General features: G+C 65.6%; 24 protein-coding genes and 1 pseudogene. 14 read left to right on the forward strand and 11 right to left on the reverse strand.

The window, feature by feature from the left end; genetic code table 11:
* Nucleotide 1: 1 nt before the first annotated feature.
* From AArcCO_RS11615 to AArcCO_RS11630, 4 genes are all read right to left on the reverse strand, one after another.
* Nucleotides 2–826, reverse strand: a complete 825-nt coding sequence (locus AArcCO_RS11615) for an amino acid ABC transporter ATP-binding protein (RefSeq protein ID WP_303650961.1) — start codon at nucleotides 824–826, stop codon at nucleotides 2–4.
* Nucleotides 823–1,596 carry an amino acid ABC transporter permease gene (locus AArcCO_RS11620; RefSeq protein WP_259533659.1) on the reverse strand — a complete coding sequence of 258 codons (774 nt, stop codon included), beginning with the start codon at nucleotides 1,594–1,596 and terminating at the stop codon, nucleotides 823–825. The genes AArcCO_RS11615 and AArcCO_RS11620 overlap by 4 nt, the downstream gene beginning before the upstream one ends.
* Nucleotides 1,596–2,384 carry a basic amino acid ABC transporter substrate-binding protein gene (locus tag AArcCO_RS11625; RefSeq protein WP_259533660.1) on the reverse strand — a complete coding sequence of 263 codons (789 nt, stop codon included), beginning with the start codon at nucleotides 2,382–2,384 and terminating at the stop codon, nucleotides 1,596–1,598. The genes AArcCO_RS11620 and AArcCO_RS11625 overlap by 1 nt, the downstream gene beginning before the upstream one ends.
* A 103-nt stretch (nucleotides 2,385–2,487) precedes the next feature.
* Nucleotides 2,488–3,369: a COX15/CtaA family protein gene (locus AArcCO_RS11630; RefSeq protein WP_323805930.1), complete on the reverse strand. Its 882-nt coding sequence runs from the start codon at nucleotides 3,367–3,369 to the stop codon at nucleotides 2,488–2,490.
* A 106-nt stretch (nucleotides 3,370–3,475) separates the two neighbouring features.
* Between AArcCO_RS11630 and AArcCO_RS11635 the strand changes: the two genes are divergently transcribed.
* Both AArcCO_RS11635 and AArcCO_RS11640 read left to right on the forward strand, forming a co-directional pair.
* Complete coding sequence (locus AArcCO_RS11635) at nucleotides 3,476–4,633, forward strand: M24 family metallopeptidase (RefSeq protein WP_259533661.1); 1,158 nt, start codon at nucleotides 3,476–3,478, stop codon at nucleotides 4,631–4,633.
* 36 nt (nucleotides 4,634–4,669) lie between these two features.
* Nucleotides 4,670–5,725, forward strand: coding sequence for a DUF7544 domain-containing protein (locus tag AArcCO_RS11640; RefSeq protein WP_259533662.1), 1,056 nt, complete (start codon nucleotides 4,670–4,672; stop codon nucleotides 5,723–5,725).
* 22 nt (nucleotides 5,726–5,747) lie between these two features.
* Here AArcCO_RS11640 and AArcCO_RS11645 read toward each other — a convergent pair whose 3' ends face one another.
* Together AArcCO_RS11645 and AArcCO_RS11650 are read right to left on the reverse strand one after the other, a co-directional pair.
* Nucleotides 5,748–6,326 carry an adenylate kinase gene (locus AArcCO_RS11645; protein ID WP_259533663.1) on the reverse strand — a complete coding sequence of 193 codons (579 nt, stop codon included), beginning with the start codon at nucleotides 6,324–6,326 and terminating at the stop codon, nucleotides 5,748–5,750.
* Nucleotides 6,326–6,607, reverse strand: a complete 282-nt coding sequence (locus AArcCO_RS11650; RefSeq protein WP_259533665.1) for a DUF5789 family protein — start codon at nucleotides 6,605–6,607, stop codon at nucleotides 6,326–6,328. The genes AArcCO_RS11645 and AArcCO_RS11650 overlap by 1 nt, the downstream gene beginning before the upstream one ends.
* Before the next feature lie 95 nt (nucleotides 6,608–6,702).
* Between AArcCO_RS11650 and AArcCO_RS11655 the strand changes: the two genes are divergently transcribed.
* From AArcCO_RS11655 to lpdA, 6 genes and pseudogenes are all read left to right on the forward strand, one after another.
* The gene (locus tag AArcCO_RS11655) at nucleotides 6,703–7,212 is read left to right on the forward strand and encodes a PadR family transcriptional regulator (RefSeq protein ID WP_259533666.1); all 510 of its coding nucleotides are present in this window, start codon (nucleotides 6,703–6,705) and stop codon (nucleotides 7,210–7,212) included.
* Nucleotides 7,213–7,275: 63 nt separating this feature from the next.
* A pseudogene (lipA, locus tag AArcCO_RS11660) lies at nucleotides 7,276–8,226 on the forward strand (lipoyl synthase); the annotation flags it as partial.
* A 114-nt stretch (nucleotides 8,227–8,340) separates the two neighbouring features.
* Nucleotides 8,341–9,450 carry a pyruvate dehydrogenase (acetyl-transferring) E1 component subunit alpha gene (gene pdhA, locus AArcCO_RS11665; protein WP_259533668.1) on the forward strand — a complete coding sequence of 370 codons (1,110 nt, stop codon included), beginning with the start codon at nucleotides 8,341–8,343 and terminating at the stop codon, nucleotides 9,448–9,450.
* A 3-nt stretch (nucleotides 9,451–9,453) separates the two neighbouring features.
* Nucleotides 9,454–10,452, forward strand: a complete 999-nt coding sequence (locus AArcCO_RS11670; protein WP_259533669.1) for an alpha-ketoacid dehydrogenase subunit beta — start codon at nucleotides 9,454–9,456, stop codon at nucleotides 10,450–10,452.
* Nucleotides 10,449–11,984, forward strand: a complete 1,536-nt coding sequence (locus AArcCO_RS11675; protein WP_259533670.1) for a dihydrolipoamide acetyltransferase family protein — start codon at nucleotides 10,449–10,451, stop codon at nucleotides 11,982–11,984. The genes AArcCO_RS11670 and AArcCO_RS11675 overlap by 4 nt, the downstream gene beginning before the upstream one ends.
* Before the next feature lie 70 nt (nucleotides 11,985–12,054).
* Nucleotides 12,055–13,482: a dihydrolipoyl dehydrogenase gene (lpdA, locus tag AArcCO_RS11680; RefSeq protein ID WP_259533671.1), complete on the forward strand. Its 1,428-nt coding sequence runs from the start codon at nucleotides 12,055–12,057 to the stop codon at nucleotides 13,480–13,482.
* A 24-nt stretch (nucleotides 13,483–13,506) separates the two neighbouring features.
* Here lpdA and uvrA read toward each other — a convergent pair whose 3' ends face one another.
* The gene (uvrA, locus tag AArcCO_RS11685; RefSeq protein WP_259533672.1) at nucleotides 13,507–16,512 is read right to left on the reverse strand and encodes an excinuclease ABC subunit UvrA; all 3,006 of its coding nucleotides are present in this window, start codon (nucleotides 16,510–16,512) and stop codon (nucleotides 13,507–13,509) included.
* A gap of 204 nt (nucleotides 16,513–16,716) precedes the next feature.
* Between uvrA and AArcCO_RS11690 the strand changes: the two genes are divergently transcribed.
* Entirely contained in the window at nucleotides 16,717–17,772 is a 1,056-nt protein-coding gene (locus AArcCO_RS11690; protein ID WP_259533673.1) for a PrsW family intramembrane metalloprotease, read from the forward strand.
* 25 nt (nucleotides 17,773–17,797) lie between these two features.
* Here AArcCO_RS11690 and sepF read toward each other — a convergent pair whose 3' ends face one another.
* The gene (gene sepF / locus AArcCO_RS11695) at nucleotides 17,798–18,148 is read right to left on the reverse strand and encodes a cell division protein SepF (RefSeq protein ID WP_259533674.1); all 351 of its coding nucleotides are present in this window, start codon (nucleotides 18,146–18,148) and stop codon (nucleotides 17,798–17,800) included.
* 162 nt (nucleotides 18,149–18,310) lie between these two features.
* On the opposite strand from sepF, the gene AArcCO_RS11700 reads away from it, so the two are divergent.
* The 3 genes from AArcCO_RS11700 to AArcCO_RS11710 all read left to right on the forward strand — a co-directional run bounded on the left by AArcCO_RS11700 (nucleotide 18,311) and on the right by AArcCO_RS11710 (nucleotide 21,144).
* Entirely contained in the window at nucleotides 18,311–20,107 is a 1,797-nt protein-coding gene (locus AArcCO_RS11700; RefSeq protein ID WP_259533675.1) for a S8 family serine peptidase, read from the forward strand.
* 213 nt (nucleotides 20,108–20,320) lie between these two features.
* A complete protein-coding gene (locus tag AArcCO_RS11705) occupies nucleotides 20,321–20,650 on the forward strand; it encodes a DUF5783 family protein (RefSeq protein ID WP_259533676.1) in 330 nt (109 codons plus the stop codon).
* Between the two features lie 137 nt (nucleotides 20,651–20,787).
* Entirely contained in the window at nucleotides 20,788–21,144 is a 357-nt protein-coding gene (locus AArcCO_RS11710) for a NifU family protein (RefSeq protein ID WP_259533677.1), read from the forward strand.
* A gap of 232 nt (nucleotides 21,145–21,376) precedes the next feature.
* Here AArcCO_RS11710 and AArcCO_RS11715 read toward each other — a convergent pair whose 3' ends face one another.
* The 3 genes from AArcCO_RS11715 to AArcCO_RS11725 form a co-directional block, all read right to left on the reverse strand.
* The gene (locus tag AArcCO_RS11715) at nucleotides 21,377–21,940 is read right to left on the reverse strand and encodes a dienelactone hydrolase family protein (RefSeq protein WP_259536432.1); all 564 of its coding nucleotides are present in this window, start codon (nucleotides 21,938–21,940) and stop codon (nucleotides 21,377–21,379) included.
* 145 nt (nucleotides 21,941–22,085) lie between these two features.
* Nucleotides 22,086–22,778, reverse strand: a complete 693-nt coding sequence (locus tag AArcCO_RS11720; RefSeq protein ID WP_259533678.1) for a DUF5806 family protein — start codon at nucleotides 22,776–22,778, stop codon at nucleotides 22,086–22,088.
* 66 nt (nucleotides 22,779–22,844) lie between these two features.
* Nucleotides 22,845–23,564 carry a DUF1405 domain-containing protein gene (locus tag AArcCO_RS11725; RefSeq protein WP_259533679.1) on the reverse strand — a complete coding sequence of 240 codons (720 nt, stop codon included), beginning with the start codon at nucleotides 23,562–23,564 and terminating at the stop codon, nucleotides 22,845–22,847.
* 90 nt (nucleotides 23,565–23,654) lie between these two features.
* Between AArcCO_RS11725 and AArcCO_RS11730 the strand changes: the two genes are divergently transcribed.
* Nucleotides 23,655–24,047: a DUF8159 domain-containing protein gene (locus AArcCO_RS11730; protein ID WP_259533680.1), complete on the forward strand. Its 393-nt coding sequence runs from the start codon at nucleotides 23,655–23,657 to the stop codon at nucleotides 24,045–24,047.
* Nucleotides 24,044–25,054, forward strand: coding sequence for an alpha/beta hydrolase (locus AArcCO_RS11735; protein WP_259533681.1), 1,011 nt, complete (start codon nucleotides 24,044–24,046; stop codon nucleotides 25,052–25,054). Before AArcCO_RS11730 ends, AArcCO_RS11735 begins: the two co-directional genes overlap by 4 nt.
* Nucleotides 25,055–25,069: the final 15 nt, after the last annotated feature.

Raw genomic sequence — 25,069 nt, forward strand, 5'->3', positions numbered from 1 at the left:
GTCAGTCGTGGAGCTGAGTGATCCGGCTGAGGAACTGCGCGGTCCGGTCGCGCTCGGGGTGTTCGAACAGCTGTTCGGGGGGGCCACGCTCGACGACGGCGCCGCCGTCGAGGAAGACGATCTCGTCGGCGACCGACCGGGCGAAGCTCATCTCGTGGGTGACGACGAGCATCGTCATCCCCTCTTCGACGAGCCCGTGCATCACCTCGAGCACCTCGCCGACGAGTTCGGGGTCCAGCGCGCTGGTCGGCTCGTCGAACAGCATCAGCTTCGGCTCCATCGCCAGCGCCCTCGCGATTCCGACCCGTTGTTTCTGTCCGCCGGACAGCTCCGCCGGATACGAGTCGACCTGCGCGGCGAGCCCGACCTGCTCGAGCTGTCTCCGCGCACGGTCGCGGGCCGCCTTCTTGTCGAGGCCCAGCACCCGCTGTGGGCCGAGCGCGACGTTGCCGAGCGCGGTGAGGTGAGCAAAGAGGTTGATGTCCTGAAACACCATCCCGACGTCGCGGCGGAGCCTGTTTACGTCCATGTCGGGGGCGGTGATCAACTCCTCGTCGAGATAGATCTCGCCCTCCTGGGCGTCGGTGAGCCGATTTACGCACCGCAGCATCGTCGACTTCCCGCTTCCGCTGGGACCGATGAGTACGGTGACATCGCCTTTCTCCATCTCGAAGCTGACCTCGCGAAGTACCTGCTCGTCGCCGTACCACTTCGAGACGTTCTCGACCCGCAACAGGTTCTCCCGTCCGCCGTCCGGACGCGTTTCGGTGTCGCTGCCCAGGTCGTCGCTACTCGTGTATTCACGGCTCGTGTCGTCTCTGTTCATGTCGTCTCACCCGATGGGATCGCGTAGTAGTCGCTGACGTAATCCAACGCGCGGTTCGTCGAGAACGTGAGCACGAAGTAGATCGCACTGATAAAGAGGATGAGCTCCAGCACCGCAGTGTTGCCCTCCGCCGTCGTAAACAGCTGATAGCTCCGGGTCAGGAGCTCTGCGAGGCCGATCGCAAAGACGATGCTGGTGTCCTTCAGCACGATCGTCACTTCGTTTTGAAAGCCCGGTACCGAGCGGCGAAGCGCCTGCGGAACGACGACGTGTCGCACCGCATCGCGTTTCGTCATCCCGATCGCTCGGGCAGCCTCGAGCTGGCCGCTGTGGACGCTTTGCAGCGACGCCCGGAAGATCTGCGACTGGTAGGCACCGCTGCGGAGGCCGAGTCCGAGGATGCCGGCAACGACCGCACCGGAAATAGTCGTAAACCCGAAGTAGAGGTCCGGTGCACGGAAGATGAAGTACATGAAGATCAGGATGACGACGATCGGCGTTCCGCGGAGGACGACCCCGACCGTCTCGACGAACGTCCGGCTGTAGCGTCCGCCGTACACCTCGATCGCGCCGGCGGGAAAGCCGACTGCGAAGCCGAGGAGGATGCTCGCGATCGTCAACCCGATCGTGACGACCAGCCCGCCGAAGAGGTAATCCAGGTTGTCGAGGACGAACAGCCAGTCTTCGAGGTCGCCGACGAACAACAGCGTGTCGGCTATCGGATCGGCAAGCGAGCCGGGTATCGCCACGAACCCCGCCGCAGACGACATCACTCGCCGAACCAGCGGGCGGTGATCTCCTCGTAGGTTCCGTCGTCCTGGACCGCAGCGAGGCCGTCGTTGAGTGCGGCCTGGACGTCCTCGTCCTCCTGCCGGATACCGAAGCCAAACTGTTCTCCCGTCTCGAAGACGAACGCGACCTCGACGTCACGCTGGGCGGCGAACGTCTCGGCGACCGGCTGGTCGAGCACGATCGCGTCGATGTTCTCGTTTTCGAGGTCCTGAACCGCCAGCACGTAGTTCCCGTACCGGCTGAAGTCGTCCTCGCTGATGATCCCCGGCTCGATGAGTTCGCTCTCTACGACGCCCGCACCGGTGGTTCCCTCCTGGGCACCGACCGTCACGCCCTCGAAATCGTCGAAGGAGGTCGGCTGGAAGTCGCCGCCCGCCCGGACGAGAACCGTCTGGTCGGCGTTGTAGTACGGGTTCGAGAAGGCGATCGACTCCTGGCGGTCCTCGGTAATCGTCATCGCGGCGGCGATCACGTCGATCCGCTCGTTCTGGAGCGCCGGGATGAGCGAGGAGAACTCGAACTCCTCCCACTCGTCGAGTTCGTAGTCGGTCTCGGCGACGACAGCGTCGAGGAGATCGATGTCGTAGCCGACGATTTCGCCGTCTTCGATCATCTCGAACGGCGGGAAGCCCGGTGCCGTCCCGGGCGTCAGGAGGTCGTCCCCACCGAGACAGCCTGCGGTGGCTGTCAATCCGGCGACTGCGGATCCACCGGTGAGTTTCAGGTACGTCCGACGGCTTACAGAATCGGTGACGTAGCGTGTCATACTCGGCTACAATGTCGAGGAGAGGTTTCAACCTTTCTGGAGCCGACGCCGGCGCAAATTTTGCACGGTGAGACAGTTCCCACCGACGACCTGACTCGGCCGATCAGTCGGCCTCGGCCACGCCGGACCGGGCGTCGGTCGCCGGCGACTCGCGCCCGAGCAGCCAGGCAGCGGCGGCGACACCGACCAGCGCGCCGGCGAGCGCGAACAGATTGACGAGTTGCCACGTGGCGTCGTAGAGAACCAGATCACGGCCGAGCAGCAGCGTCCCCACCAGGAGCACGATTGCGGCGAAAGCGAGCGCACGAACTCGGTCCGAACCGGGGAATCCGCCCCCTTCGAACGTGTCGACCACGACCGAGAGCAGCGCCAGGTATCCGGAAAGCGACAGGCCGTAAAACCACGCCTGTGCCCCAGGAGAGTAGGTGAGCAGGGGGACCGCCCGGGAGAAGACGGCGCCGGCCAGAAGCAAACCGAGCGCGGTGAAAAGCGTCAGCCGAACCCGGCGGATCGAGGGACCTCCGCCGCCGGATCCAGCCCAGAACGTCGCGAGTCCGAGAAACGTAAAGATCAACAGCGCGACCACGAGGTGAAGCGCGTGGGTCGACATCGTGTAGCCGCCGGGGACCAGCCCGCCGACGGTGACGGTGACGGCGCCGACGGCGATCTGCAGCGGCAGCACGACCACCGCGAGGGTGGCTGCAAGCCGGATCCGGCGGTCGTCGAGTCGCCACGCCCAGCCCGCCATGCCGACGATGAAAAAGCCGGTGATCATCGCCCAAACGCGATGGAACCACTCCACGAAGTCGGGGTTGAACGTGAGTGCCGGCACCAGTTGATCGGAACAGAGCGGCCACTGCGCCTCACACGCCAGGCCGGACCCGGTCGCGGCCGTGTACACGCCGATCGCAAACAGCGCGAGTGTCATCCCGGTGGTGAGGCCCGCATACCGCCGGAACGTGAGCCAATCGGGGCGGAGACTCATTGCAGCACTGTCGGGGTGGCGCCTACTTGAGCGTTTCACTCCCAGCACCGGATTCGGGCCCCGAAGGGGTCCACCGCATTCAAGTCGACGACGACGAAGCTACGGTATGGTCGATCTCGACGAACGGGCCGCACGACTCGACGGATTCCTGGCGGAACGGGAACTCGAGGCAGTGTGGTTCGCTCGACCCAACGGCTTCGCGTGGCTCACCGGCGGCAGCAACATCGTCGATCGGGACGCCCCGGTCGGCGTCGCCGCCGCCGGCTACGACGGGGAGTTCCGCGTCGTCACCAACAACATCGAAGGTGAGCGCATCGCCACGGAGGAGGTGCCGGACGTCTTCACCCCCGAGGAAGCACCGTGGTATTCGAGCAGCCTCGCGGAGGCCGTCGCCGAGCGCTCCCCGACGCCGGCGGCGGCGGACGTTCCGATCTCCGGATTCGAGGAGTTCGAGCCGGGCCGGCTCCGACAGCCACTTTCCGGGGAGGACACGGACCGGTACCGCGAACTCGGGCAGGAGGTTGCCGCAGCCGTCGAGAACGTCTGTCGGGAACTCGAACCTGACGACACGGAACACGAGGTCGCCGCCGGGATCCGGATCTCGCTTGCCGCCGGAAACGTCGAGGCGCCGGTCGTACTCGTCGGTGGGGGCGAACGCGCACGGAAGTACCGGCATTACACGCCCACCGACGCCGAACTCGGCGACTACGCGCTGGTGTCGGTCACCGCCCAGCGGGGCGGGCTGTACGCCTCCTGTACGCGAACCGTCGCGTTCGACCCGCCGGACTGGCTCCGCGAGCGGTTCCGGGCGGCTGCGCGGGTCGAGGTGACGGCGCTTGCGGCCACGCGAGCGGCCGCCGGAAGCGATGGGGACAGAGCCGACTCGGGGAACGGGTCGAATGACATCCGGGGGACCGCCGGCGACGTGTTCGGTACGATCCAGCGGGCATACGACGCGCTCGGCTGGGGCGGCGAGTGGCAAAACCACCACCAGGGCGGCGCCGCCGGCTACGCCGGACGGGAGTGGATCGCCAGACCCGACGCGGAGGATCCAGTGTACGCGCCGATGGCGTACGCCTGGAACCCCACCGTCCAGGGCGCCAAAAGCGAGGATACCGTCCTGATCGACGGCGGGTTCGAAACGCTGACCGAAACCGGAAACTGGCCGACTCTCGAGGTCGAGGCTGTCCCGGAAGCGCTCCCGGAATCCGTCGAGTTACCCACGCTGTGCCGGCACGCCCCCGTCGTTCTCGGCGACCGATGAGAAACCTATTTGTCGAAGGGCTGATACGGGACGGACATGCCCTGGTACGCGATCGACGCGGTCGACGACGCGATCGACGCGACCCGTCGATTCCTGTTCCCGTTTAGCCTCGTTCGCTGGGTCAAACTCGCGGTGATCGTCCTCTTCATCGGCGGCGGTAGCAGCGCGAGCAACGCCTCGAACGTTCCCTCCGCAGGCGGAGAGTTTACACTCCCGACTGGATTCCCCGCCGACGGCGCCGCGCCTCCGAACGGAGCCGCCCCGCCCGGCGATCCGTTCCTCACCCCGGAGCTGGTCATCGCCGTCGCGGCCGGGATCGTCCTCCTGGCGGTGCTGCTTTCGATCGTCTCGACGGTACTGGAGTTCGTCTTCTACGACGCCCTCCGCACGAACGACGTCCTCCTGTGGGGCCCGTTCAAGCGCCGGTTCCTCCAGGGGATACGGCTCATTCTCTTTCAGATCGGCGTCACCGTGCTGGTTTTCGCGCCGGTCGCCCTCGCAGGCTACGGCCTGTACGTGGCCGATCCGGCGGTTCCCTCGCGACTCGCGGTGTTCGTTCTGGCGGGCCTGGGACTTGTCGGCGTGTTCCTGCTGTGGCTTTTGGTGTTGACGTTCACCGACGACTTCGTCGTCCCGATCATGGTGCTCGAAGACGAGACTGTCCTCGGCGCCTGGAGCAGGTTCTGGCCGACGCTGAAAGGAGAGTGGGTGCAGTTTCTGGTGTATCTAGTGGTGTACCTCCTTCTGGCGATCGGCATCGGCATCGGCCAGAGCATCGTCACGCTCGTACTGGCCGGGATCGTCGTCGCCCTGGGAGCGATCGCCGGACTGGTGATCGTCGGCCTCCTGGGCGGTCTCGCCGCCGCCGTCGAATCCGTCGTCGGCCTGGCACTGTTGGGGCTGCTGGTGCTGTTCGTGATCCTCGCACTGGCGGTGGTGATCCTCCCGATCCGGATCCTCGTGGTCACCTACATGACGACCTACCAGCTGGCCGTGCTGGGCGGCGCCAACCGGTCGTTCATGCTGCTTCCCGGTTCGGTGCTCCCGGATCCCGACGCGGGTGGCGACGGGGAAGATAACAGCGCGACCTAGCGGGACAGCCACGGCCGAGACGTCACTCGACCGGATCGCCCTCGGTGACGACGGAGACGAGGTCCGCCGCGGCCGCCTCGATGGACGACTCGTTTTCGACCATTCGGACCGGTGCACCCGTCTGCATGGCGTACGACATCGCCGCCGCGCGGGTCAGATCCTGATGGAAGTCGATCGATCGGACGCCCGTCTCCCGGTAGGTCCGGTGGCTCACCTCCTCGCGTCGCGAGGCGATCGTCTCGGGAGACGCCTCGATCAACACGAACCGGTCGGGATCGACCTCCCGAAGCGACGACCTGGACAGCCCCGGCAGATAGCCGTGGACCGTCGCGACCGCGAGATGGGTGTTGAGGACGACTGCTCGTCCGCGCGCACGTCCGGCGACGTATTCGGCGGCCCGTCGTTGCAGCAGCCGGAGTTCACGCTGACTCAGGTTCGAGAGGTCGTCCCGGTCCCTGGTGAGGCCACGGGCGGCGGCTTTCTCGAGCATCACGTCACCGAAGTTGATCAGTTCGTACCCGTCACCGAGCTCCGTGCGGGCGACCCGACACACCTCCGAGGCACCGACTCCGGGGACGCCGGAAACGACAGTGAGATCCATCAGAAGGACACCTCCTCGTCGGTTTCGGGGTTCATTCCCCTATCGTCGTAGAACTTCCGTCCGATGTACTGCTCGCCCACGAACGTTATCAACGCGTCGTACAGCTCGTCGACGCTGTCGAACTCCGCCTGATCGGTTCGAGAGAGCACCTCAGCGATGGTCTCGGGGTCGCCGTACATCGCGTCGAGTTCGACGTTCCCGACCCCCTCGATCACGGTGTCGCGGTGGGCCGGGAAGTCGAACTCGCGGATGAACAGGTCCCGGGTCTGTGGAAGTCTCATGCAGGTTGTTATTATTCCACATAGCATATAAGTGTGTCAGGCACCCATCACCGCAACCGAAACGCTTTCACGGCGATGTACGGAAGCGTGAGACGATGCGGAAAAGTGGCCCACCCAAAGGGTTGATCTCGTATCTCGTGCTCGAGCTACTCGAAGAGAAACCGCGGTACGGATACGAGATACTCAAGGAGATCTCCGAGATAAGCGGGGAGCACTGGGAGCCGTCGTACGGCTCCGTGTACCCCATCCTTTACAAGTTCGAGGAGGAAGGGTGGACCCGTCGGATCGAACGGGAGGACGAGCCGGACCGCAAGTACTTCGAACTCACCGAGGACGGGCTGGCCGAACTCGAAGACAAGCGGGACGAGACCGCCGGCAAAGCCAAGGAGTTCGCCGACGTCATTCTGGGGTTTTATCACGTGTACGCCGCCGTCGCGACCGACGATCGCTTTCGGGTTCCCGAGCGGGACGGGAACTGGCAGTTCGACGAGGAGTTCAGCTCGTGGATCGTCGAGCAGATGATCCGCCACCACGAGCGCGATTTCGGGGAGTTCGAACGGATCGACCTGACGCCACCGGAGTTCAACGAGAGACACGGGTTGTGACCCCTCCGCTCCGGGAGGGCGCCGCCAGTCACGAACGCGGCCGATCCGCACGTTTTTGATTCCACGCACGAACGATACTGTATGAGCACCAGGCGCAAGCCGGAGTGGCTGAAGATGCGGGCGCCGACGGGCACCCGGTTTACCGAGGTCAAATCCGCCCTCCGCGATCGGGACCTCCACACGGTGTGTGAGGAGGCCAACTGTCCCAACATGGGGGAGTGCTGGAGCGGGCACGACGGCCCGGGCACGGCGACGTTCATGCTGATGGGCGAGCGCTGTTCGCGCGGATGCAACTTCTGTGACGTCCAGACCGGCGGGATGGACCCGCTGGACCCCGACGAGCCCGCGGACGTCGCGGCGGCGGTCGAGGAGATCGGACTCGACTACGTCGTCCTCACCTCGGTCGACCGCGACGACCTCCCCGATCAAGGCGCGGGACACTTCGCGGAGACGATACGGGAAATAAAACGGGCGGCTCCGGAAACCCTCGTCGAGGTGTTGATTCCGGACTTCCAGGGCGAATCCGACCTCGTTCGGAAGATCATCGACGCCGAACCCGACGTGATCGCACACAACGTCGAAACCGTCGAGCGGCTACAGTGGCCCGTCAGGGACCGACGGGCCGACTACGAACAGTCGCTTTCGGTGCTCGATCAGGTCCGCCGAGAGTCGGACGCGTACACGAAAACCAGCATCATGCTCGGGCTCGGCGAGTACGACCACGAGGTGTATCAGACCCTCGTCGACCTCAGGGAGATCGGCGTCGACATCGTCACGTTCGGCCAGTACCTGCAGCCCTCCAGATCACACCTCGACGTCTTCGAGTACGTCCACCCCGAGGTATTCGACACCTGGCGACGGGTCGCAGAGGAGGAGCTCGGCTTCAGCTACTGTGCTTCCGGCCCGATGGTCCGGTCCTCCTACAGGGCCGGCGAACTGTTCGTCGAGGCGATGGCTCGCGAGGAGGAGAGCCTCGACGAGGCCCGCCGCATCGCCCGCACCGCAAGCGAGTAGTCGGTCCGGGGACTGGAGCCGCGGCCGGCAGTATTTCTCCCCATGAAAAATTATTTACGAAACTTCTATTACTCGAGCGGCGAGATTCCACCGTATGCGTAGGTGGGTCCGACCGTGAGCGTACTCGAGCGCGATCCCAGGGACGACATGTATCGAGTTCTCGACGAGGACGGCACAGCCGTCGGTGAGGTCCCCGATCTCGAGGAAGAGACGCTGGTCGGGATGTATCGGCACATGAAGCTCGCCCGCCACTTCGACAAGCGGGCGGTCAGCCTCCAGCGCCAGGGACGGATGGGAACGTATCCACCGCTGTCCGGACAGGAGGCCGCCCAGATCGGAAGCGCGTACGCGCTGGACGAGGACGACTGGATGATCCCCAGCTACCGCGAGCACGGCGGAGCGCTCGTGCGGGGGCTCCCCCTGGAGAAGACGCTGCTGTACTGGATGGGTCACGAGGCGGGCAACGCCGTCGCCGAGGAGGCGAACATCTTCCCGGTCGCGGTCCCGATCGCCTCACAGATCCCGCACGCGACCGGGGCGGCGTGGGCCGCAAAGCTCCGCGGCGAGGAAGACAAAGCGTTTATCTGTTACTTCGGGGACGGCGCTACCTCGGAGGGTGACTTCCACGAGGGGCTCAACTTCGCCGGCGTGTTCGACACCCCGAACGTCTTCTTCTGTAACAACAACCAGTGGGCGATCTCGGTGCCGCGGGAGCGCCAGACTGCCTCCGAGACGCTGGCCCAGAAGGCGACTGCGTACGGCTTCGAGGGGATCCAGGTCGACGGCATGGATCCGCTGGCCGTCTACGAGGTCACGCGGGAGGCCGTCGAGAAGGCGAAAGATCCCGGCGAAGGCCAGCGGCGACCGACGATGATCGAGGCGGTGCAGTACCGGTTCGGTGCCCACACCACAGCCGACGATCCGAGCGTCTACCGCGACGAAGAAGAAGTCGAACGCTGGCGTCGGAAGGATCCGATCCCGCGGCTGGAGGCGTATCTGAAAACCGAGGGGATCCTCGACGACCGCCGGATCGACGAGATACAGGAGTCGATCGAAACCCGGGTTGCCGACGCGATCGACGCCGCGGAATCGACCGTGCGTCCCACCCCCGACGAGATGTTCGAGAACGCGTACGCAGAGATGCCAGACCGGCTTCGAACGCAGTACGACCGGTTCGAACAGCTTCGAGAGGAGCTCGGCGACGAAGCGTTTCTGGAGGAGTAACTTATGGCGACGGAACAGGAAACACAGAACCTCACGCTGGTACAGGCAGTACGGGACGGACTCTACACCGAGATGCAACGCGACGAGGAGGTGATCGTCCTCGGCGAGGACGTCGGGAAGAACGGCGGCGTCTTCCGGGCGACGGAAGGCCTCTGGGAGGAGTTCGGCGAAAACCGGGTGATCGACACGCCGCTTGCGGAGTCGGGGATCGTCGGCACCTCCGTCGGGATGGCCGCGATGGGGATGCGACCGGTTCCGGAGATCCAGTTTTCCGGCTTCATGTACCCCGGCTTCGACCAGATCATCTCCCACATGGCCCGGATGCGCACCCGCACCCGGGGGCGCTACACCCTCCCGATGACGCTGCGGGCCCCGTACGGCGGCGGGATCCGCGCCCCCGAAAGCCACTCGGAGTCGAAGGAAGCGTTCTACGTCCACGAGGCGGGGCTCAAGGTCGTCATTCCATCGACGCCGTACGACGCAAAGGGGCTCCTTGCGGCCTCGATCCGTGATCCGGATCCGGTGATCTTCCTCGAGCCGAAACTCATCTACCGGGCGTTCCGCGAGGCGGTGCCCGAAGGCGAGTACACGATCGAACTCGGCCAGGCGAAGACTCGAAGGGAGGGCGAGGACGTCGCGGTGTTCACCTGGGGTGCGATGGCACGCCGGACGCTGGAGGCCGCAGAGAACCTCGCCGAGGACGGCATCGAGTGTGAGGTCGTCGATCTTCGGACGCTTTCTCCCCTGGACGAGGAGACGATCCTGGAGGCGTTCAAGAAATGCGGCCGGGCGGCGGTCGTCCACGAGGCACCCCGAACCGGCGGGCTCGCCGGCGAGATCACGAGTATCATCCAGGAGGAGGCGCTGGCCTACCAGGAAGCGCCCGTAACGCGGGTCACCGGCTTCGACGTGCCCTACCCGCTGTACGCGCTGGAGGACTACTACCTGCCCAACGAGGCCAGGATCGAGGCGGGCATCAGGGAGGCGGTCGAGTTCCCATGACGATAACCGAGTTCAAGCTCCCGGACGTCGGCGAAGGCGTCGCCGAGGGCGAACTCGTCTCCTGGCTCGTCGAACCCGGCGACGCCGTAAGCGAGGACCAGCCGGTCGCCGAGGTGGAGACCGACAAGGCGCTCGTGGAAGTACCCTCGCCGTACGACGGCACGGTGAAGCAACTGTTCGTCGAAGAGGGGGAGATGGTGCCCGTCGGCGACGTGATCATCAGTTTCGAACTCCCGGACGACGAGGAGACGGCGGAAGCCGAACCGGCCGACGAGGAACCGGCTGACGGGGAACCGGCTGACAGGGAGCCGGCGGAAGTCGAAACCCCCGATGATCGAGTGTTCGCGCCGCCGTCGGCCCGCAGGCTCGCCCGAGAACTCGGCGTCGACATCGCTGCAGTGTCCGGCTCCGGTCCGGGAGGCCGGGTGACGGAGGCCGACGTCCGGAACCACGCTGAATCGACCGCCACACAGGAGCCCGAACCGACCCCCTCCGCCGAGGAGACAGTGGCCGAATCCGCCCCGGAAACGGAGGCCGACACCGAGGACGCGGCGGTTCCGTCCGGCGTCGACGCCGTCGACAGGGACAACACGCTCGCGGTGCCGGCGACGCGTCGGGTCGCCCGAGAACTCGGCGTCGACATCGACGACGTCCCCACCGACCAGACTCGTGACGGCGAACCGTTCGTCACCGAACAGCAGGTCCGAGAGTACGCAGAGGCGCTCGAGGCGGACGCACGGGAACCCGCCGCCAAGCCGACCGCCGAACCCGCGGCGGCCGAGGCGGCGGGCGCCGAGACCGCGACCCCGACGCCCGGAGAAACCGGGGCGGGCGCACGGCCCGAGGAGACCGTCCCCTACCGCGGAGTCCGGCGGACGATCGGCGACCAGATGGAGCAGTCGAAGTACACCGCACCCCACGTCACCCACCACGACACCGTCGAGGTGTCGGCGCTCGTGGAGGCCCGCGAACGTCTGAAACCGCGGGGACAGGAGCAGGACGTTTCGCTCACATACCTTCCGTTCGTGATGAAGGCAGTCGTCGAGGGACTGAAGGAGTACCCCGTACTCAACTCACAGCTCCGCGAGGAGGACGAGGAGATCGCACTCAAGAAGTACTACAACGTCGGCATCGCGGTCGCAACCGACGCCGGACTGATGGTGCCGGTTGTCGAGGACGTCGACAGGAAGGGGCTGTTCGAACTGTCGAGGCAAGTCCACGACCTCGCCTCGCGAGCGCGAGACCGGAAACTCGACCTCGAGGAGATGCGCGGCGGGACGTTCACGATCACCAACTTCGGGGCGATCGGCGGCGAGTACGCCACCCCGATCATCAACTACCCCGAAACCGCGATTCTGGGTCTGGGCGCGATCGAGAAACGCCCAGTCGTCGAGGACGACGAGGTGGTCGCCCGGCCGACGTTACCGCTGTCGCTGTCGATCGACCACCGCGTGATCGACGGCGCGGAGGCCGCAGCGTTCACCAACACGGTGATGTCGTACCTGAACGAACCGCTCTTGCTGCTGGAGTAGCGGTTCCTCGGCGTCCGGATCCACAACCGACCGACTTAAGGAACGATTCGACGCATATTCTCCACGAACAATGGTTGTCGGAGACATTTCCACCGGGACAGACGTACTGGTCATCGGCGCCGGACCGGGCGGCTACGTCGCCGCCATCCGCGCGGCACAACACGGCCTCGACACCACGCTCGTCGAGCGGGACGCCTACGGCGGGACGTGCCTGAACTACGGCTGTATCCCCTCGAAGGCGCTGATCACCGGCTCGGATCTCGCCCACGAGGCGGGCAACGCCGAGCACATGGGGATCCACGCCGATCCCGCCGTCGACATGGCCGCCATGAGCGGCTGGAAAGACGGGGTGGTCGATCAGCTCACCGGCGGCGTCGAGAAACTGTGCAAGGCAAACGGCGTCAATCTCGTGGAGGGCGAAGCGACGTTCGCGGACGAAACCACCGTCCGCGTCGCCCACGGCGGCGACGGCCAGGGCTCGGAGTCGATCGAGTTCGAACACGCGATCGTCGCCACCGGCTCACAGCCGATCGAGATCCCCGGCTTCGAGTTCACGGACGAGGAGGTGTGGTCCTCGCGGGACGCGCTCGCCGCAGACGAGATCCCCGACCGGCTCGTCGTGGTCGGGGCGGGCTACATCGGCATGGAGCTTGCGACCGTGTTCGCGAAGCTCGGCACCGACGTCACCGTCGTCGAGATGCTCGACGACGCGTTGCCGATGTACGAGTCGGACGTCGCCCGCGTCGTCCGCAAGCGCGCAAAGGACCTCGGCATCGAGTTCCAGTTCGGCGAAGGCGCAAGCGAGTGGCAGGAGTCGCCCGACGGCGGCATCCAGGTCGTCACCGAGACCGAGGACGGCGTCGAGTCGACGTACGCCGCCGACAAGGTGCTCGTCGCCGTGGGCCGACGGCCCGTCACCGAGGGGGTCGGCCTCGAGGCGGCCGGGATCGAAACCGACGAGAACGGGTTCATCCCGGTCGACGACCGGATGCGAACGAACAAGGACCACGTGTTCGCGATCGGCGACGTCGCCGGCGAGCCGATGCTCGCCCACGTCGCGAGTCACGAGGGGATCGTCGCCAGCGAGGTGATCGCCGGCGAGCCCGCCGCGATGGACGCCCAGGCGGTACCGGCGGCAGTATTCACCGACCCAGAGGTCGCCACGGTCGGCATGACCGAGGCCGAAGCCGAAGCGGACGGGTTCGATCCGGTCGTCGGCGAGATGCCGTTCCGGGCCTCCGGACGGGCGCTCACGGCCGATCACACCGACGGGTTCGTCCGGATCGTCGCCGACGAGGAGACCGGGCTCGTCCTCGGCGGCCAGATCGTCGGCCCCGAGGCCTCCGAGCTGATCGCCGAGGTGTCGCTGGCGGTCGAGATGGGCGCGACCCTCGAGGACGTCGCCTCGACGATCCACACCCACCCGACGCTCGCGGAGGCTGTCATGGAGGCCGCCGAGAACGCGCAGGGGCAGGCGATTCACACGCTGAATCGGTGAGTTGCCGAATCGTCGAACCGCTTTTCAGTCGTCGCCGGTCGCCTTCGCCGGCTTCCGCCGGTCGCTTCTGGGTCCCTCGGCGTCGACCTCAGGGAGGTAATCACGGAGATAGCGGCCGGTGTACGACGCTTCGATTTCGGCGATATCCTCGGGTGTGCCGGTCGCGACGACCTCACCGCCGCCCTCGCCCCCCTCCGGCCCGAGGTCGATCACGTGGTCGGCGTTCTTCACGAGGTCGAGTTCGTGTTCGATCACCACCACGCTGTTGCCGTCGTCGGTGAGCCGGTGGAGCACGTCGATCAGCTTCCGTTCGTCCTCCTTGTGGAGCCCGGTCGTCGGCTCGTCCAGCAGGTAGAGCGTGTCGCCGCTGTCCTTCTTGCCCAACTCCTCGGCGAGTTTGACCCGCTGGGCCTCCCCGCCGGAGAGGGTCGTCGAGGGCTGGCCCAGTTGCATGTAGCCGAGTCCCACGTCCTTCAGCAGCTTCAGCCGGCGACGGATTCCGGTGTGACCCTCGAAGAAGTCGTACGCCTCCGCGACGCTCATCTCGAGGACGTCGGCGATCGTCGCTTTCTTATAAGTCACATCCAGAGTCTCGTCGTTGTATCGGGCGCCGTCACACTCCTCGCAGGGGACGTACACGTCCGACAGGAAGTTCATCTCGATCTTGACGGTGCCCTGGCCGCCACACTCCTCGCACCGCCCGCCTTTCACGTTGAACGAGAACCGGCCCTTCTCGTAGCCGCGCTGTTTGGAGAGCTTCGTTTCGGCGAACAGCTCCCGGATGTGATCGAAGACGCCGGTGTAGGTGGCGGGGTTCGACCGTGGGGTCCGGCCGATCGGCGACTGGTCGATGAGACGGACGGTCTCGATCTCCTCGAGGGCGTCGATCGCGTCGTGTTCGCCCGGGTTGACGTCGGTGTCGTTCATCCGCCGAACCAGTCCTTTATAAAGAACCTCGTGGACCAGCGTCGACTTTCCGGAGCCGGAAACCCCGGTCACTGCGGTGAACTGGCCGATCGGGATCTCGACGTCGAGGTCCGACAGGTTGTGCTGGCGGGCGCCTCGGACGACGAGTTCGCCGTCCCGCTCCCGTCGTTCGTTGGGGACTGGAATCTCCTTGCGACCGGCGAGGTAATCGCCGGTGATCGACTCCTCGCAGTCGACGACGTCGTCGAAGTCCCCCTGCACGACGACCTCGCCGCCCCGCTTTCCGGGCCCGGGGCCCATGTCGATGATCGAATCCGCCCGGCGCATCGTCTCCTCGTCGTGTTCCACCACGAGCAGCGTGTTGCCGAGGTCGCGAAGCCCCTCGAGAGTGTTCAACAGGCGGTCGTTGTCCCGCTGGTGGAGTCCGATCGACGGCTCGTCGAGGACGTACAACACGCCGACGAGCCCCGAGCCGACCTGGGTGGCAAGGCGTATCCGCTGGCTCTCACCGCCCGAGAGGGTGGAGGCCTCCCGATCGAGCGTGAGATACTCCAGGCCGACTTCCTCCATGAACCCCAGCCGGGCCCGGATCTCCTTTAAGATCTCCTCGGCGATTGTGCGTTCGCGGTCGGTCAATTCGTCTTCCATTCCCTCGAAGTGGTCGAGAGCGTCGCCGATGCTCATCCGGTTGACCTCGGTGATCGAGGTGTCGGCGACCAGTACCGACCGGGACTGGGGGTTGAGCCGCGTTCCTTCACAGGCGGGGCAGGTCGTCACCGCCATGTACTCCTCTATGTGTTCGCGAGTGCGTTCGGATTCGGTCTCGACGTATCGCCGTTCGAGGTTCGGGAGCACCCCCTCGAACCGTTTCTCCTTCCGGCGGACGCCGTTTTTGGTCTCCCGACGGAAGACGACCTGGTCGTCGGTGCCGTAGAGGAACTGGCGTTGCACCTCATCGGGTAGTTCCTCGAACGGGGCGTCGACGCTCACGCCGAAGTGCTCCGCGACCGCGTCGATCCGGGTCCGGTAGTACGACCGGCTGTAGCTCCACGCCTCGAAGACGTCTTTGATGGGGTTCGAGGTGTCCCGGACAACCAGATCCTCGTCGATCTCCTTCGTTTCGCCGATGCCGTCACACTCCGGGCAGGCGCCGTGCGGGGAGTTGAACGAGAAGGACCGCGTTTCGATCTCCGAGAAGTCGATCCCGCAGTGGGTACACGCGAGCTCCTCGGAGAATTCGACGACGAGTCGGTCGCTCTCGTCGTCCCCATCGGCGGCGGACGACCCGTCCTCGCCCGTGGCGGCGGCGTCATCCGGCCCCGAGAGGTCCCCGGTCGCCCGGGCGACGGAGCCGCCGAGCTGCTCGCCGGCACCCTCCGGCGGGTCGGGGACGATCAGCTTCACCACTCCCTGCGCCTCCTCGAGTGCGGTCTCGACGGAGTCGGTGATTCGCGAGCGTTCGTCTCCCCGGATCACGATCCGGTCGACGATCACGTCGATCGTGTGATCGTAGTTCTCGTCGAGTTCGGGCCAGTCGAAGGAGAGATCGTACGACTCCCCGTCGACCTCCACCCGGGTGTATCCCTCCGAGACGAGCTCGTCGAACAGGTCCTCGAAGGCCCCCTTCTGGTCGCGGACCACCGGCGCGGCGATCTTTGCCCGCGTGTCTTCGGGCAGTGCCATGATTCGCCGGACCATCTGCTGGGCGGACTGCTCGCCGACTTCCCTGCCACATTCGGGGCAGTACGGCGTCCCGACGCGGGCGTACAACAGCCGCAGGTAGTCGTGCAGTTCGGTGACGGTGCCGACCGTCGATCTGGGGTTGTTGGCGGCGTTCTTCTGGTCGATCGAGATCGCCGGCGAAAGCCCCTCGACCGCCTCGACCTGGGGTTTGTCCATCTGGCCGAGGAAGTTCCGGGCGTACGCCGACAGCGACTCGATATACCGGCGCTGACCCTCGGCGTAGACGGTCTCGAACGCGAGCGACGACTTCCCCGACCCCGACAGCCCGGTGACGACGTTGAACTGCTCGCGGGGGATGGAGACGTCGAGGTCCTTCAGGTTGTGCTCTTCGGCCCCCCGGACGTCGATGTACTCCTTCATGGGACGATCGTCACAGCGCGAGGCGATCTGCTCGAGAGTCCGGTCCGTGAGAAGGAACGACAGGTGACAGTGACTGGCCGACTCATTACCCCCCGTTCGGACTGCTCGAACTTAACGTGCTTGCGATGTTCGTCCCGTAGCGCAGCCGGGAGCGGCGATCCAACCGCCAACAGAGCTTAACCGGCGGCGCCCGTTGACGAAACGATGAGCTCGCGGTCGGACCCAATCCAGTCGGCGGTCGACGATGACGACGATCGTGACCTGTACGACGTCGCCACCTGGGAAGAGCGGACCTCCCTCGACGGGCTGGCGGTGGCGCTCCACTGGCTGTTCGTCCGGGCCGCGAAGCTGGTCGTGGTGTTGCTCGCAGCGCTGATCCTGCTCTCGATCGGTGCACTCGGGGTCCTCTCTGAGCCGCCGATCGCGTTCTTGACGCTGCTTTCGGCGATCCCGGCGCTTGCGCTGACCGGCTACGTCTGGTACTCGGACGTGACGACGAACGAACCGCTGTCTCTTCTTGTCGCGACGTTCCTGCTTTCGGTGTTGACCGCGACGTTTGCCGCCGTCGTCAACGGGCTCGCCGCCGGACTGCTCCTCCCGCTCGGCGGGATCGGACTGCTCCTGTTCTTCTATCTGGTGGTCGGGCCGGTCGAGGAGACCGTCAAACTGCTCGCGGTCCGACTGTACGCCTACACCGACCGCCGGTTCGACGCCGTCATCGACGGGGCGGTGTACGGCGCGGTCGCGGGGCTGGGGTTCGCCACCATCGAAAACTCGCTGTACATCGCCAGGAACGTCGACATCGGGGAGCTCACGATCGGCGCTGGTGTCGTGGGGCTCGTCGGCGCCGGCGAGGGGATCGTCGGGATCCGCGCGCTCGCGGGACCGGGGCACGTCATCTACTCGGCGTACGCCGGCTACTACCTCGGGCTCGCGAAGTTCAACCCACGGAACCGGGGGCCGATCGTCATCAAGGGGCTGTTGATCGCGGCGCTGATCCACGCGACGTACAACGCGACCGCGGGCGCCGGCACGACGGTTATCCAGGCCGGGACCGGCCTGCCGTTCCTCGGTGCGTTCGCCCTGTTCGTGTTGCTCTATCAGGGTTTCTTCGGCGGGATTCTGTTGCGCAAGCTGTGGCGCTACCGGACGGTGTATCTGGAAACGAGAAACGAGACCGGCGCGGACGGAGAGAATTCAAACGAGCGACCGACCGATCTCGAAGCGGCAGACCCGGAACTGACGGAGTTCGAAGAGTAATCGGGGACGAACGCCGATCGTCGACCTACAGTTTCTCGCGGGAGATCGACACGCCCGTCGGCGTCAAAATGAGCTGATCGTCGCCCTTCTGGACGATGTCGCCGTCCACCTCGCGGGCGACCTGCCGCAGCTCGTCGATGATGTGTTCGATCGTCCTGTCGCTCGTCGAGTGGCGGGTGATGTCAGCGATTACGAAGTCACCGTCGTAGACGGCGTCCTTGATCGGGATGACGTCGCTTTGATCGCTGATCTCGGCGATGTGGACCGCCATGTTGCTTTCGGTGACCGCTGCCTCCGCGTCGTCGACGTCCAGTTCGACGTAGTCCTCGGTGCTGTGGCTTCCACCGGCCCCGAGGATCTTGCTCATGATGCCCATAGGGTACACACACGTGGAAGCAACAATAGTTCTTGCGTCAGACGCACAGCACGCGTTCTCGAACAGCGACACCGGGGCTGTCCGAGACGTGGACGGGGGTGTTTTTTGCTCACAGTTACGCAGATAAGCTTAAGTCGACCGAGTAACACTACAATCCGTCGCATGTCACGAGAGGGCATCTCAAGGCGAACGGTACTGAAATACACGGGCGGCGCCGTGGGGGCGGCGGGGCTCACAGGAACTGCAACCGCCGCCGACCGCGTCGAAGTGAACGTCGGCTTCGCGAACGCACGCGGTCGACGGGCCGCCCTGGAGGCGGCCACCTCGGTAAAACGGGAGTTCTCCTTCGGGGCGCTGACAGTGACGGTGCCACGCGAGGCCGTGGACGGGCTGGCGGCGGATCGGAACGTCCGGTACGTCGAGGAGAACGGCGAGATGTACGCGTTCGACCAGACGACGCCGTACGGGATCGAGATCACCGACGCCGACGTCGCCATCGACGGCGGCAACACCGGCGACGGGGTGTCGATCGCGATCCTCGACACCGGGATCGATGCCCAGCACGAGACGCTGGAGGAGAACCTCGGCGAGGGCTGGGCAACCGACGACGCTGCGTGTACCACCGACTGTGGAGGCGGTCCCTTCGGCGGCAACGACATCGACGAATGTCTCGAGGAATGGGACGACGACAACGACCACGGCTCCCACTGTGCCGGGACCGCCGCCGCGGCGGACAACGGAGAGGGTGTGCTCGGGGTAGCTCCTGACGCAACGCTCCACGCAGTGAAGGTGTTAGACTGTGAGGGCAGCGGGAGCTTCGACGACATCGCCGCCGGGATCGAGTGGTCGGCCGACCAGGGTCACGAGGTCCAGAGCATGAGCCTCGGGGCGGACTCCGATTCTGACGTGGTCTCGGACGCGATCGACTACGCCGTCGAGCGGAACGTCGTGCTGGTGGCGGCAGCCGGCAACGACGGCGAATGTACCGACTGTGTTGGCTTCCCGGCGCGACACGAGGAGGTCATTGCGGTATCGGCGACCGACGAGAACGACGACCTGGCCAGCTTCTCCTCGACAGGTCCCGAGGTCGAACTCGCCGCGCCAGGCGTCGGCGTGCTCTCGACGGTGCCACGGGACGACTACGCGGAGTTCGACGGCACGTCGATGGCGTGTCCGCACGTTTCGGGGGCAGCCGCCACCGTGATCGCCGACGGGACGACCGACCGGGAGGCGGTGCGGGCCGAACTGAAGCAAGCGGCCGACGACATCGGACTCGACGATAACGAGCAGGGTGCCGGTCGACTGAACGTTGCCGACGCCGTCGACGCGGACGAAGATGACGATGACGACGATGACGGCGACGAGGAGATCGTCTCGGTCGTTACAAACGAAGCGACCGACGTCGGTGAGACGTCGGCGACGCTGAACGGCGAAGTGACCGAACTCGAAAACGCCGACGAAGCGGACGTCGGCTTCGAGTACGGCGAGACCGGCGGCGACCTCGCGAACACGGCCGACGCTGGAACACTCTCGTCGACGGGAACCTTCGACGCGACAGTGGAGGACCTCGCGTCTGGCACCGAATACGAGTTCCGCGCAATCGCGGAGACGGCAGGGGGTAGCGACGAAGGCGACGTACTGACTTTCGTTACCGAGGATGAAGAAGAAACAGAAAACACTGCGCCGGTAATCGACAGCTGGGACGTCAGCACCCGGACGACCGGTCCCTGGTCCCGTGCCGAATCGGTGTGGGAAGTGTCCGACGACGACGGTAACCTCGAGTCCGTTACCACGGAACTCCTCGAGGGCGGCTCTGTCGTTGCCGAAGAGACGAGCACCGTCAGCGGTTCCAGTGCCAGCGGCGAACACGAAGTGCGTACGCGCGGGGACGCAGACGAGGTTCGGCTCGTCGTGACCGACGAAGAAGGTGAAACCACGAGCGCCACCGAGAACTTCTAGTCGCGTTCGACGGTCGGCGGTTTTCTTGTTTTCAACGCAGTGGTCGGCCGCGGAGGAGTCGACTCAAAGCAATTAGCGACTGGTCGTCCGAACGAGCCGGGTGGGCCACAGGAACGCGATCCCCACGGTGGGGTATATTTTATATCGCAATATAAGGTGTATACCTGCGCGCCGTCGCGTAACCGTTATTCCCGTCGGGTAAAACGGTGATGCATGGCCGACTTCGATCCCGAGCAGTTCGAGGACAAGTACGCGAACTACTTCCCCGAACTCCAACGCGCGTACAAGAACGCCTTCGAGACGATGAACGACGAGTACGACTCCGAGTTGATCCACGCGATCGACCAGGCGGTCCTCAACGAGTCGGAACCGTTCTACCGCGAGGGAAAGTTCGTCGTCGAACTCCCGGATGACCCCCTCGACCGGATCGAAGGGGTTGGCGTCATCGTCGAGGAGGATCGGGTCGAACCGATTCTGGACCGATACGTCGAGGAGATCGAAGCACACCTGCACAGGGTCTTCGGCGTCGACCGTCCCGACTGACCGGACGTTCCGGAGCCGGAATGCGGCCACGCTGGGGGGCAGCTCTCGCCGGAGAATCCCCGGCGTTTTATAAAGAACATCGAAGTAGCAATCGGACCAACCAAAGGCTTTAGCCCGTACATCGCTAACCTCGGCCCATGAGCACCGACTCGGCGGATGCGGAAAGCGAGCTTCGCGAGGAGATCACGAACTTCCTGCGCCGGAACTTCCCGCAGATCCAGATGCACGGGGGCAGTGCCGCGATCAGCCACCTCGATACCGAAACGGGCGAGGTCCACGTCCAGCTGGGCGGCGCCTGTTCCGGCTGTGGCATCTCCCCGATGACGATCCAGGCGATCAAGTCCCGGATGGTCAAGGAGATTCCCGAAATCGAGGAAGTTCACGCGGACACCGGCCTCAACGGGGGCGGCGGCATGGGCGGAATGAGCCCCTCGTTCCCGGACGAAGAAAGCGGCGACGACGCCGACGACGAAGGCCCGCAAGCGCCTTTTTAAGCGGTGAGATCGCGGGGGCCGTTCGAGTTCAGTTTTCGTTCGATTATCGTTACACCGTGAGCCGTCGCTGAGGGCCGTGTGTTCTCAGCCGATTCAGCGATTCGACCGCTCGTCTCGGGCGTCGACGACAGCCGGACCGCGGTCTGCGGGTTTTTGAAGCCGGTGTCGCTGGGCTCTCCAGAGGGTTTGGCGCGGTTATAAACCACATGTGACGATAGCAAATCCACAATCGTTACATCCGCGCCGCCATGAACTCCCCGACGCGCTCGGCGACCCGGTCGTACTGCCCGACGAACAGGTGATCGGCCGAAAATTCGGCGACGGCGACGTCGTGGCCAGCGTCGGCGCGCTTGCGAGCCCGTTCGACGACCGGCTCCCAGTCGGCCACCGAGTCGCGAGTGCCGTAGACGACCTGGATCGGCGAGTCGATCCTGTCGATCGCCTCGACGGCGTCGACGTCGGCGTTGACCCGGGCGGCGGGCGCGAGCGCCGAGACCGCGACCAGACACGGTCGGGCAGCTGCTGTGACGAGGGCGACCGTCCCGCCGAAGGAGAAGCCGAACAGCCCGACCCGTTCGTACCGTTCGAGCGCCCAGCCGATCGCGTTGTCCGCATCCGTCGTCTCGCCGTATCCTTCGTCCCAGTCGCCGTAGTCGATCCGGAGGCAGTCGATCCCCCGGTCCGCGAGCGCCTCGCCGACCGCGAGTAGGCGGCTGTCGCGTCGCGTCCCCCCGAACTGGGGGTGAGGCGGGCAGGCGACGACGACGTCGTCCGCCCGATCGACACCGACAGCCATATCGAGCGTTCCCCGGACGTCGCGCCCCCCTGGAATCAGAACAGTGTCGTCGGTGTCGGTGTCGGTGTCGTCGGTGTCGGTGTCGGTGTCGTCGGTGTCGGTGTCGGTGTCGTCGGTTGCGACCATGGGCCAGTCACCCCCTCGATCACTCCCGCGGTTCGTGGACGTGTCCGCAGTTGGGACACTCGACTTCGCTCGCGCGGAGTTCGGCGCTCGACTGTCGGACCTCCCGCATCACCTCCGAGATGCGCTCCTCGGTGTCGAGTTCGTCCTCGACTGCGAGGTCGACGCCCTCGACTTCGAGGAGGAACTTCGCGACCTCCGTCACCTCGTACATCAGGTCGTCGAGTTCCTCCGCAGTGAAAAACCCGGACATCGCGCCGTAGAGGAACGTCGCCCCCGCCTTCGTCACCTTGTCCTCGAAGGAGGACCGCGCCTGGTTGACCGCCTGCGGGGTGTAGGTGTCGGTCATGAACGGCACCAGTTCCGGGAGGTTCTCCCCGATCTTGGTCATCTCGACGCCGGTTTCCGTCCTGAAGTCGGCACACAGCCTGGCGATCGCCCACTCGCGGGCGGTGACGTACGTCCGATCCCGGAGGAACTCGTTTACCCGCTCGTACTGGGCGCCGTCCATCTTCTTGAAGCGCTCGTACCGACGGACGTCGGCCGGGATCGACGCCCCATCGCCATCGCCCCCGTCGTCGGCGTCCGTCTCGGTTTCCGTCTCTACATCGCCGGTCGGTTCCGCTTCAGATTCGGCCACTGATTCCCGTTCAGTTGGATCGGGATCCGCGCCGGTCGGCTCCGGATCCGGTCCCGTCGTTGGGTCCTCGGCCATGGGATGGCTTCCGGAGCGGGGGGCAAAAGGATTGCGTGCCCGTCAGCCGACAGACGGCCGCCGATCTCACAGCCGCGGGATGTCGGACCCCCCGCCGTCGGTCCGGGCCTGGAGTTTCTTCGCCCGCGTCGAAAGCGCCAGGAACGTCGGCACCACGGTGAGAATCACCGCCGCCCAGGCAGCCACGAAGAACGCGGTCGTGCCGAGATACGGTTCGTTGGGAGCCGCGGGATACCACGTGTGGGTGAACCCGCCGAAAACTGGATAGAAGTAATCGACGGTGAGATCCAGGGTGTACCACGCCAGCGCGACCCCGACCGCCTTCGTCGGAAACTCCGAAATTCGATGGATGAGAAACGCCTGTGCGACCATCCCGAGGTGGCTCACGAACAGGAACGCGTACATCGGGATCGGGTTGATTTCGAGGAACTGGTCGGCAAACACCGCGAGCACCCACGGGGTCCACAGCCCGAGTTTGATGTTGCCGTAAAACGCCAGCGCGTTGAGGTACTCGTTGCGACGGTCGAGCGCCCACAGCGCGAGCGCCAACGCGATGAAAAGCGTCGCGAGCGGGCTATCCGGGACGAACGGCCACCCGACGACCGGCGTGTAGGAAAGCTGAGCCCGGTAGTACCAGAAGCCGAACGCGGTGCCCAGGAGGTTGATCCCGACGATGACCCACACCCATTCGAGCGCGAGCGACTCGAGCCTGTCGGGCAACGGCGCGAGCCAGCGGGGGAGCGACTCCGGCTCCGGCTCCGGCCGCCGGTGGCCGCGAAGATCCATACCGGATCCTGTAGTCCGTGCGACAAAGCAGTAGTGGTTCCTGGGCGCACCGCCGGTAGGGATTTACCGCGGCCGGACGGTGTGTGTAGTATGACCGACATCCAGGGAATCGAGGCGGAACTCCGGAGCAACGGGATACACGTCGAATCCATCGAGGCTGGCGAACCCGTCGATCTCACCTACATGACGGCGTTCCCGGGAAGGGAAGTCGACCGCGGGGAGGTCGGTCGGATCTGCAGCACCTTCATCGACCTGTACGAGAACGAACGATGGGAGCCGACTCGGATCGACGCGACCGTCGTGCGGTCGGCCGACGACGTGCTGGCGTACTGGCATGCAGAACCCGAATGGATCGAAGACGTCTCGGACGGGGAGTGTTCCGAAGTCGAGTTTTCTACGCTGGTCGTCGAGACGATCACCTATCCCGACTCGTCAGGACAGAACCGTGGTGAACGCGAACCAGACGACCGAGGAGAGCCATGACCAGGCGACGACCGATCAACCGGAGTCAGCGATCGCTCCGCCGGCCGGCCCGCGAGCGGTACGCGGTCCGGAAGGTCGGGTTCGACAGCGACGGAACCCGAGCTCGAGGGTCGTTGTACCTCCCCGACCGCACCGATACCGCGCCGGTCGTCGTCATGGCGCCCGGGTTGGGTGCCGAACGGTCGTTCGGCTACCCCGCAGTCGCCGAGCGGTTCGCGGAGGCGGGCTACGCCGCGTTCCTGTTCGACTACCGCCACCACGGGGAAAGCGACGGCCATCCGCGGCGGCTGGTGTCGCCGTCGAAACAACTGGCCGACTACGACGCCGCGATCGACCGGGTTCGCCGGATCGACGGGGTGGACGCCGGCCGGATCGCCGTCTGGGGCCACTCGCTTTCCGGCGGCCACGCGCTGGTCACCGCTGCCGATAGGGGCGACGTCCGGGCAGTCGTGGCGATCGCCCCGTACACCGACGGACGTGTCTTCCTTCGAACCCGGCCGGCCGGGTACGTCGCCCGCGCGACGGTCTCCGGTGCGCGTGACGCACTCGCCGGCGTTCGCGATCGGCTCCGTCGACGGCTCCCCGGGGGGACCGGTGCCGAAGCGCGAGGATCGGGCCGTGCCAGACAGGTACCGATCGTCGGCGACGCCGATCGACTCGCCGTGATCACCGAACTGGGTACGAGGCGGGCGTACCTGGATCTGGTGGACCGAAACTCCGAGTGGGAGAACGCGACGCCGGCGCGGTGTCTGCTGGATCTCGTCCGGTACCGTCCCGTCGAGCGGTTCGAGGACGTCGACGTCGACGCCTTCGTGTTCGTTCCCGAAAGCGATCGCATCCTCCCGTCGGGCCGGATGACCGCGGCCGTCGACGAACTCGACCGGGCGACCGTGGTTCGCGCGCCGGCGGACCACTTCAGCGTCCTGGCCGGAGACTTCGAAGAGGCCGTCGCCTACCAGCTCGCGTTCCTGAACCGCGCGGTCGGAAAGCCCGAACGCTCCCGGTGAGTGTTCCGGGAGGCC

The sequence above is a fragment of the Halalkaliarchaeum sp. AArc-CO genome, assembly GCF_024972735.1.
Lineage (GTDB): Archaea > Halobacteriota > Halobacteria > Halobacteriales > Haloferacaceae > Halalkaliarchaeum.

What these genes read in the sequence shown, in the direction of transcription:
- AArcCO_RS11615 (WP_303650961.1), bottom strand. Translation starts at nt 826, where the DNA reads ATGAACAGAGACGACACGAGCCGTGAATACACGAGTAGCGACGACCTG.
- AArcCO_RS11620 (WP_259533659.1), bottom strand. Translation starts at nt 1,596, where the DNA reads ATGTCGTCTGCGGCGGGGTTCGTGGCGATACCCGGCTCGCTTGCCGAT.
- AArcCO_RS11625 (WP_259533660.1), bottom strand. Translation starts at nt 2,384, where the DNA reads ATGACACGCTACGTCACCGATTCTGTAAGCCGTCGGACGTACCTGAAA.
- AArcCO_RS11630 (WP_323805930.1), bottom strand. Translation starts at nt 3,369, where the DNA reads ATGAGTCTCCGCCCCGATTGGCTCACGTTCCGGCGGTATGCGGGCCTC.
- AArcCO_RS11635 (WP_259533661.1), top strand. Translation starts at nt 3,476, where the DNA reads ATGGTCGATCTCGACGAACGGGCCGCACGACTCGACGGATTCCTGGCG.
- AArcCO_RS11640 (WP_259533662.1), top strand. Translation starts at nt 4,670, where the DNA reads ATGCCCTGGTACGCGATCGACGCGGTCGACGACGCGATCGACGCGACC.
- AArcCO_RS11645 (WP_259533663.1), bottom strand. Translation starts at nt 6,326, where the DNA reads ATGGATCTCACTGTCGTTTCCGGCGTCCCCGGAGTCGGTGCCTCGGAG.
- AArcCO_RS11650 (WP_259533665.1), bottom strand. Translation starts at nt 6,607, where the DNA reads ATGAGACTTCCACAGACCCGGGACCTGTTCATCCGCGAGTTCGACTTC.
- AArcCO_RS11655 (WP_259533666.1), top strand. Translation starts at nt 6,703, where the DNA reads ATGCGGAAAAGTGGCCCACCCAAAGGGTTGATCTCGTATCTCGTGCTC.
- AArcCO_RS11670 (WP_259533669.1), top strand. Translation starts at nt 9,454, where the DNA reads ATGGCGACGGAACAGGAAACACAGAACCTCACGCTGGTACAGGCAGTA.
- AArcCO_RS11675 (WP_259533670.1), top strand. Translation starts at nt 10,449, where the DNA reads ATGACGATAACCGAGTTCAAGCTCCCGGACGTCGGCGAAGGCGTCGCC.
- lpdA (WP_259533671.1), top strand. Translation starts at nt 12,055, where the DNA reads ATGGTTGTCGGAGACATTTCCACCGGGACAGACGTACTGGTCATCGGC.
- uvrA (WP_259533672.1), bottom strand. Translation starts at nt 16,512, where the DNA reads ATGAAGGAGTACATCGACGTCCGGGGGGCCGAAGAGCACAACCTGAAG.
- AArcCO_RS11690 (WP_259533673.1), top strand. Translation starts at nt 16,717, where the DNA reads ATGAGCTCGCGGTCGGACCCAATCCAGTCGGCGGTCGACGATGACGAC.
- sepF (WP_259533674.1), bottom strand. Translation starts at nt 18,148, where the DNA reads ATGGGCATCATGAGCAAGATCCTCGGGGCCGGTGGAAGCCACAGCACC.
- AArcCO_RS11700 (WP_259533675.1), top strand. Translation starts at nt 18,311, where the DNA reads ATGTCACGAGAGGGCATCTCAAGGCGAACGGTACTGAAATACACGGGC.
- AArcCO_RS11705 (WP_259533676.1), top strand. Translation starts at nt 20,321, where the DNA reads ATGGCCGACTTCGATCCCGAGCAGTTCGAGGACAAGTACGCGAACTAC.
- AArcCO_RS11710 (WP_259533677.1), top strand. Translation starts at nt 20,788, where the DNA reads ATGAGCACCGACTCGGCGGATGCGGAAAGCGAGCTTCGCGAGGAGATC.
- AArcCO_RS11715 (WP_259536432.1), bottom strand. Translation starts at nt 21,940, where the DNA reads ATGGCTGTCGGTGTCGATCGGGCGGACGACGTCGTCGTCGCCTGCCCG.
- AArcCO_RS11720 (WP_259533678.1), bottom strand. Translation starts at nt 22,778, where the DNA reads ATGGCCGAGGACCCAACGACGGGACCGGATCCGGAGCCGACCGGCGCG.
- AArcCO_RS11725 (WP_259533679.1), bottom strand. Translation starts at nt 23,564, where the DNA reads ATGGATCTTCGCGGCCACCGGCGGCCGGAGCCGGAGCCGGAGTCGCTC.
- AArcCO_RS11730 (WP_259533680.1), top strand. Translation starts at nt 23,655, where the DNA reads ATGACCGACATCCAGGGAATCGAGGCGGAACTCCGGAGCAACGGGATA.
- AArcCO_RS11735 (WP_259533681.1), top strand. Translation starts at nt 24,044, where the DNA reads ATGACCAGGCGACGACCGATCAACCGGAGTCAGCGATCGCTCCGCCGG.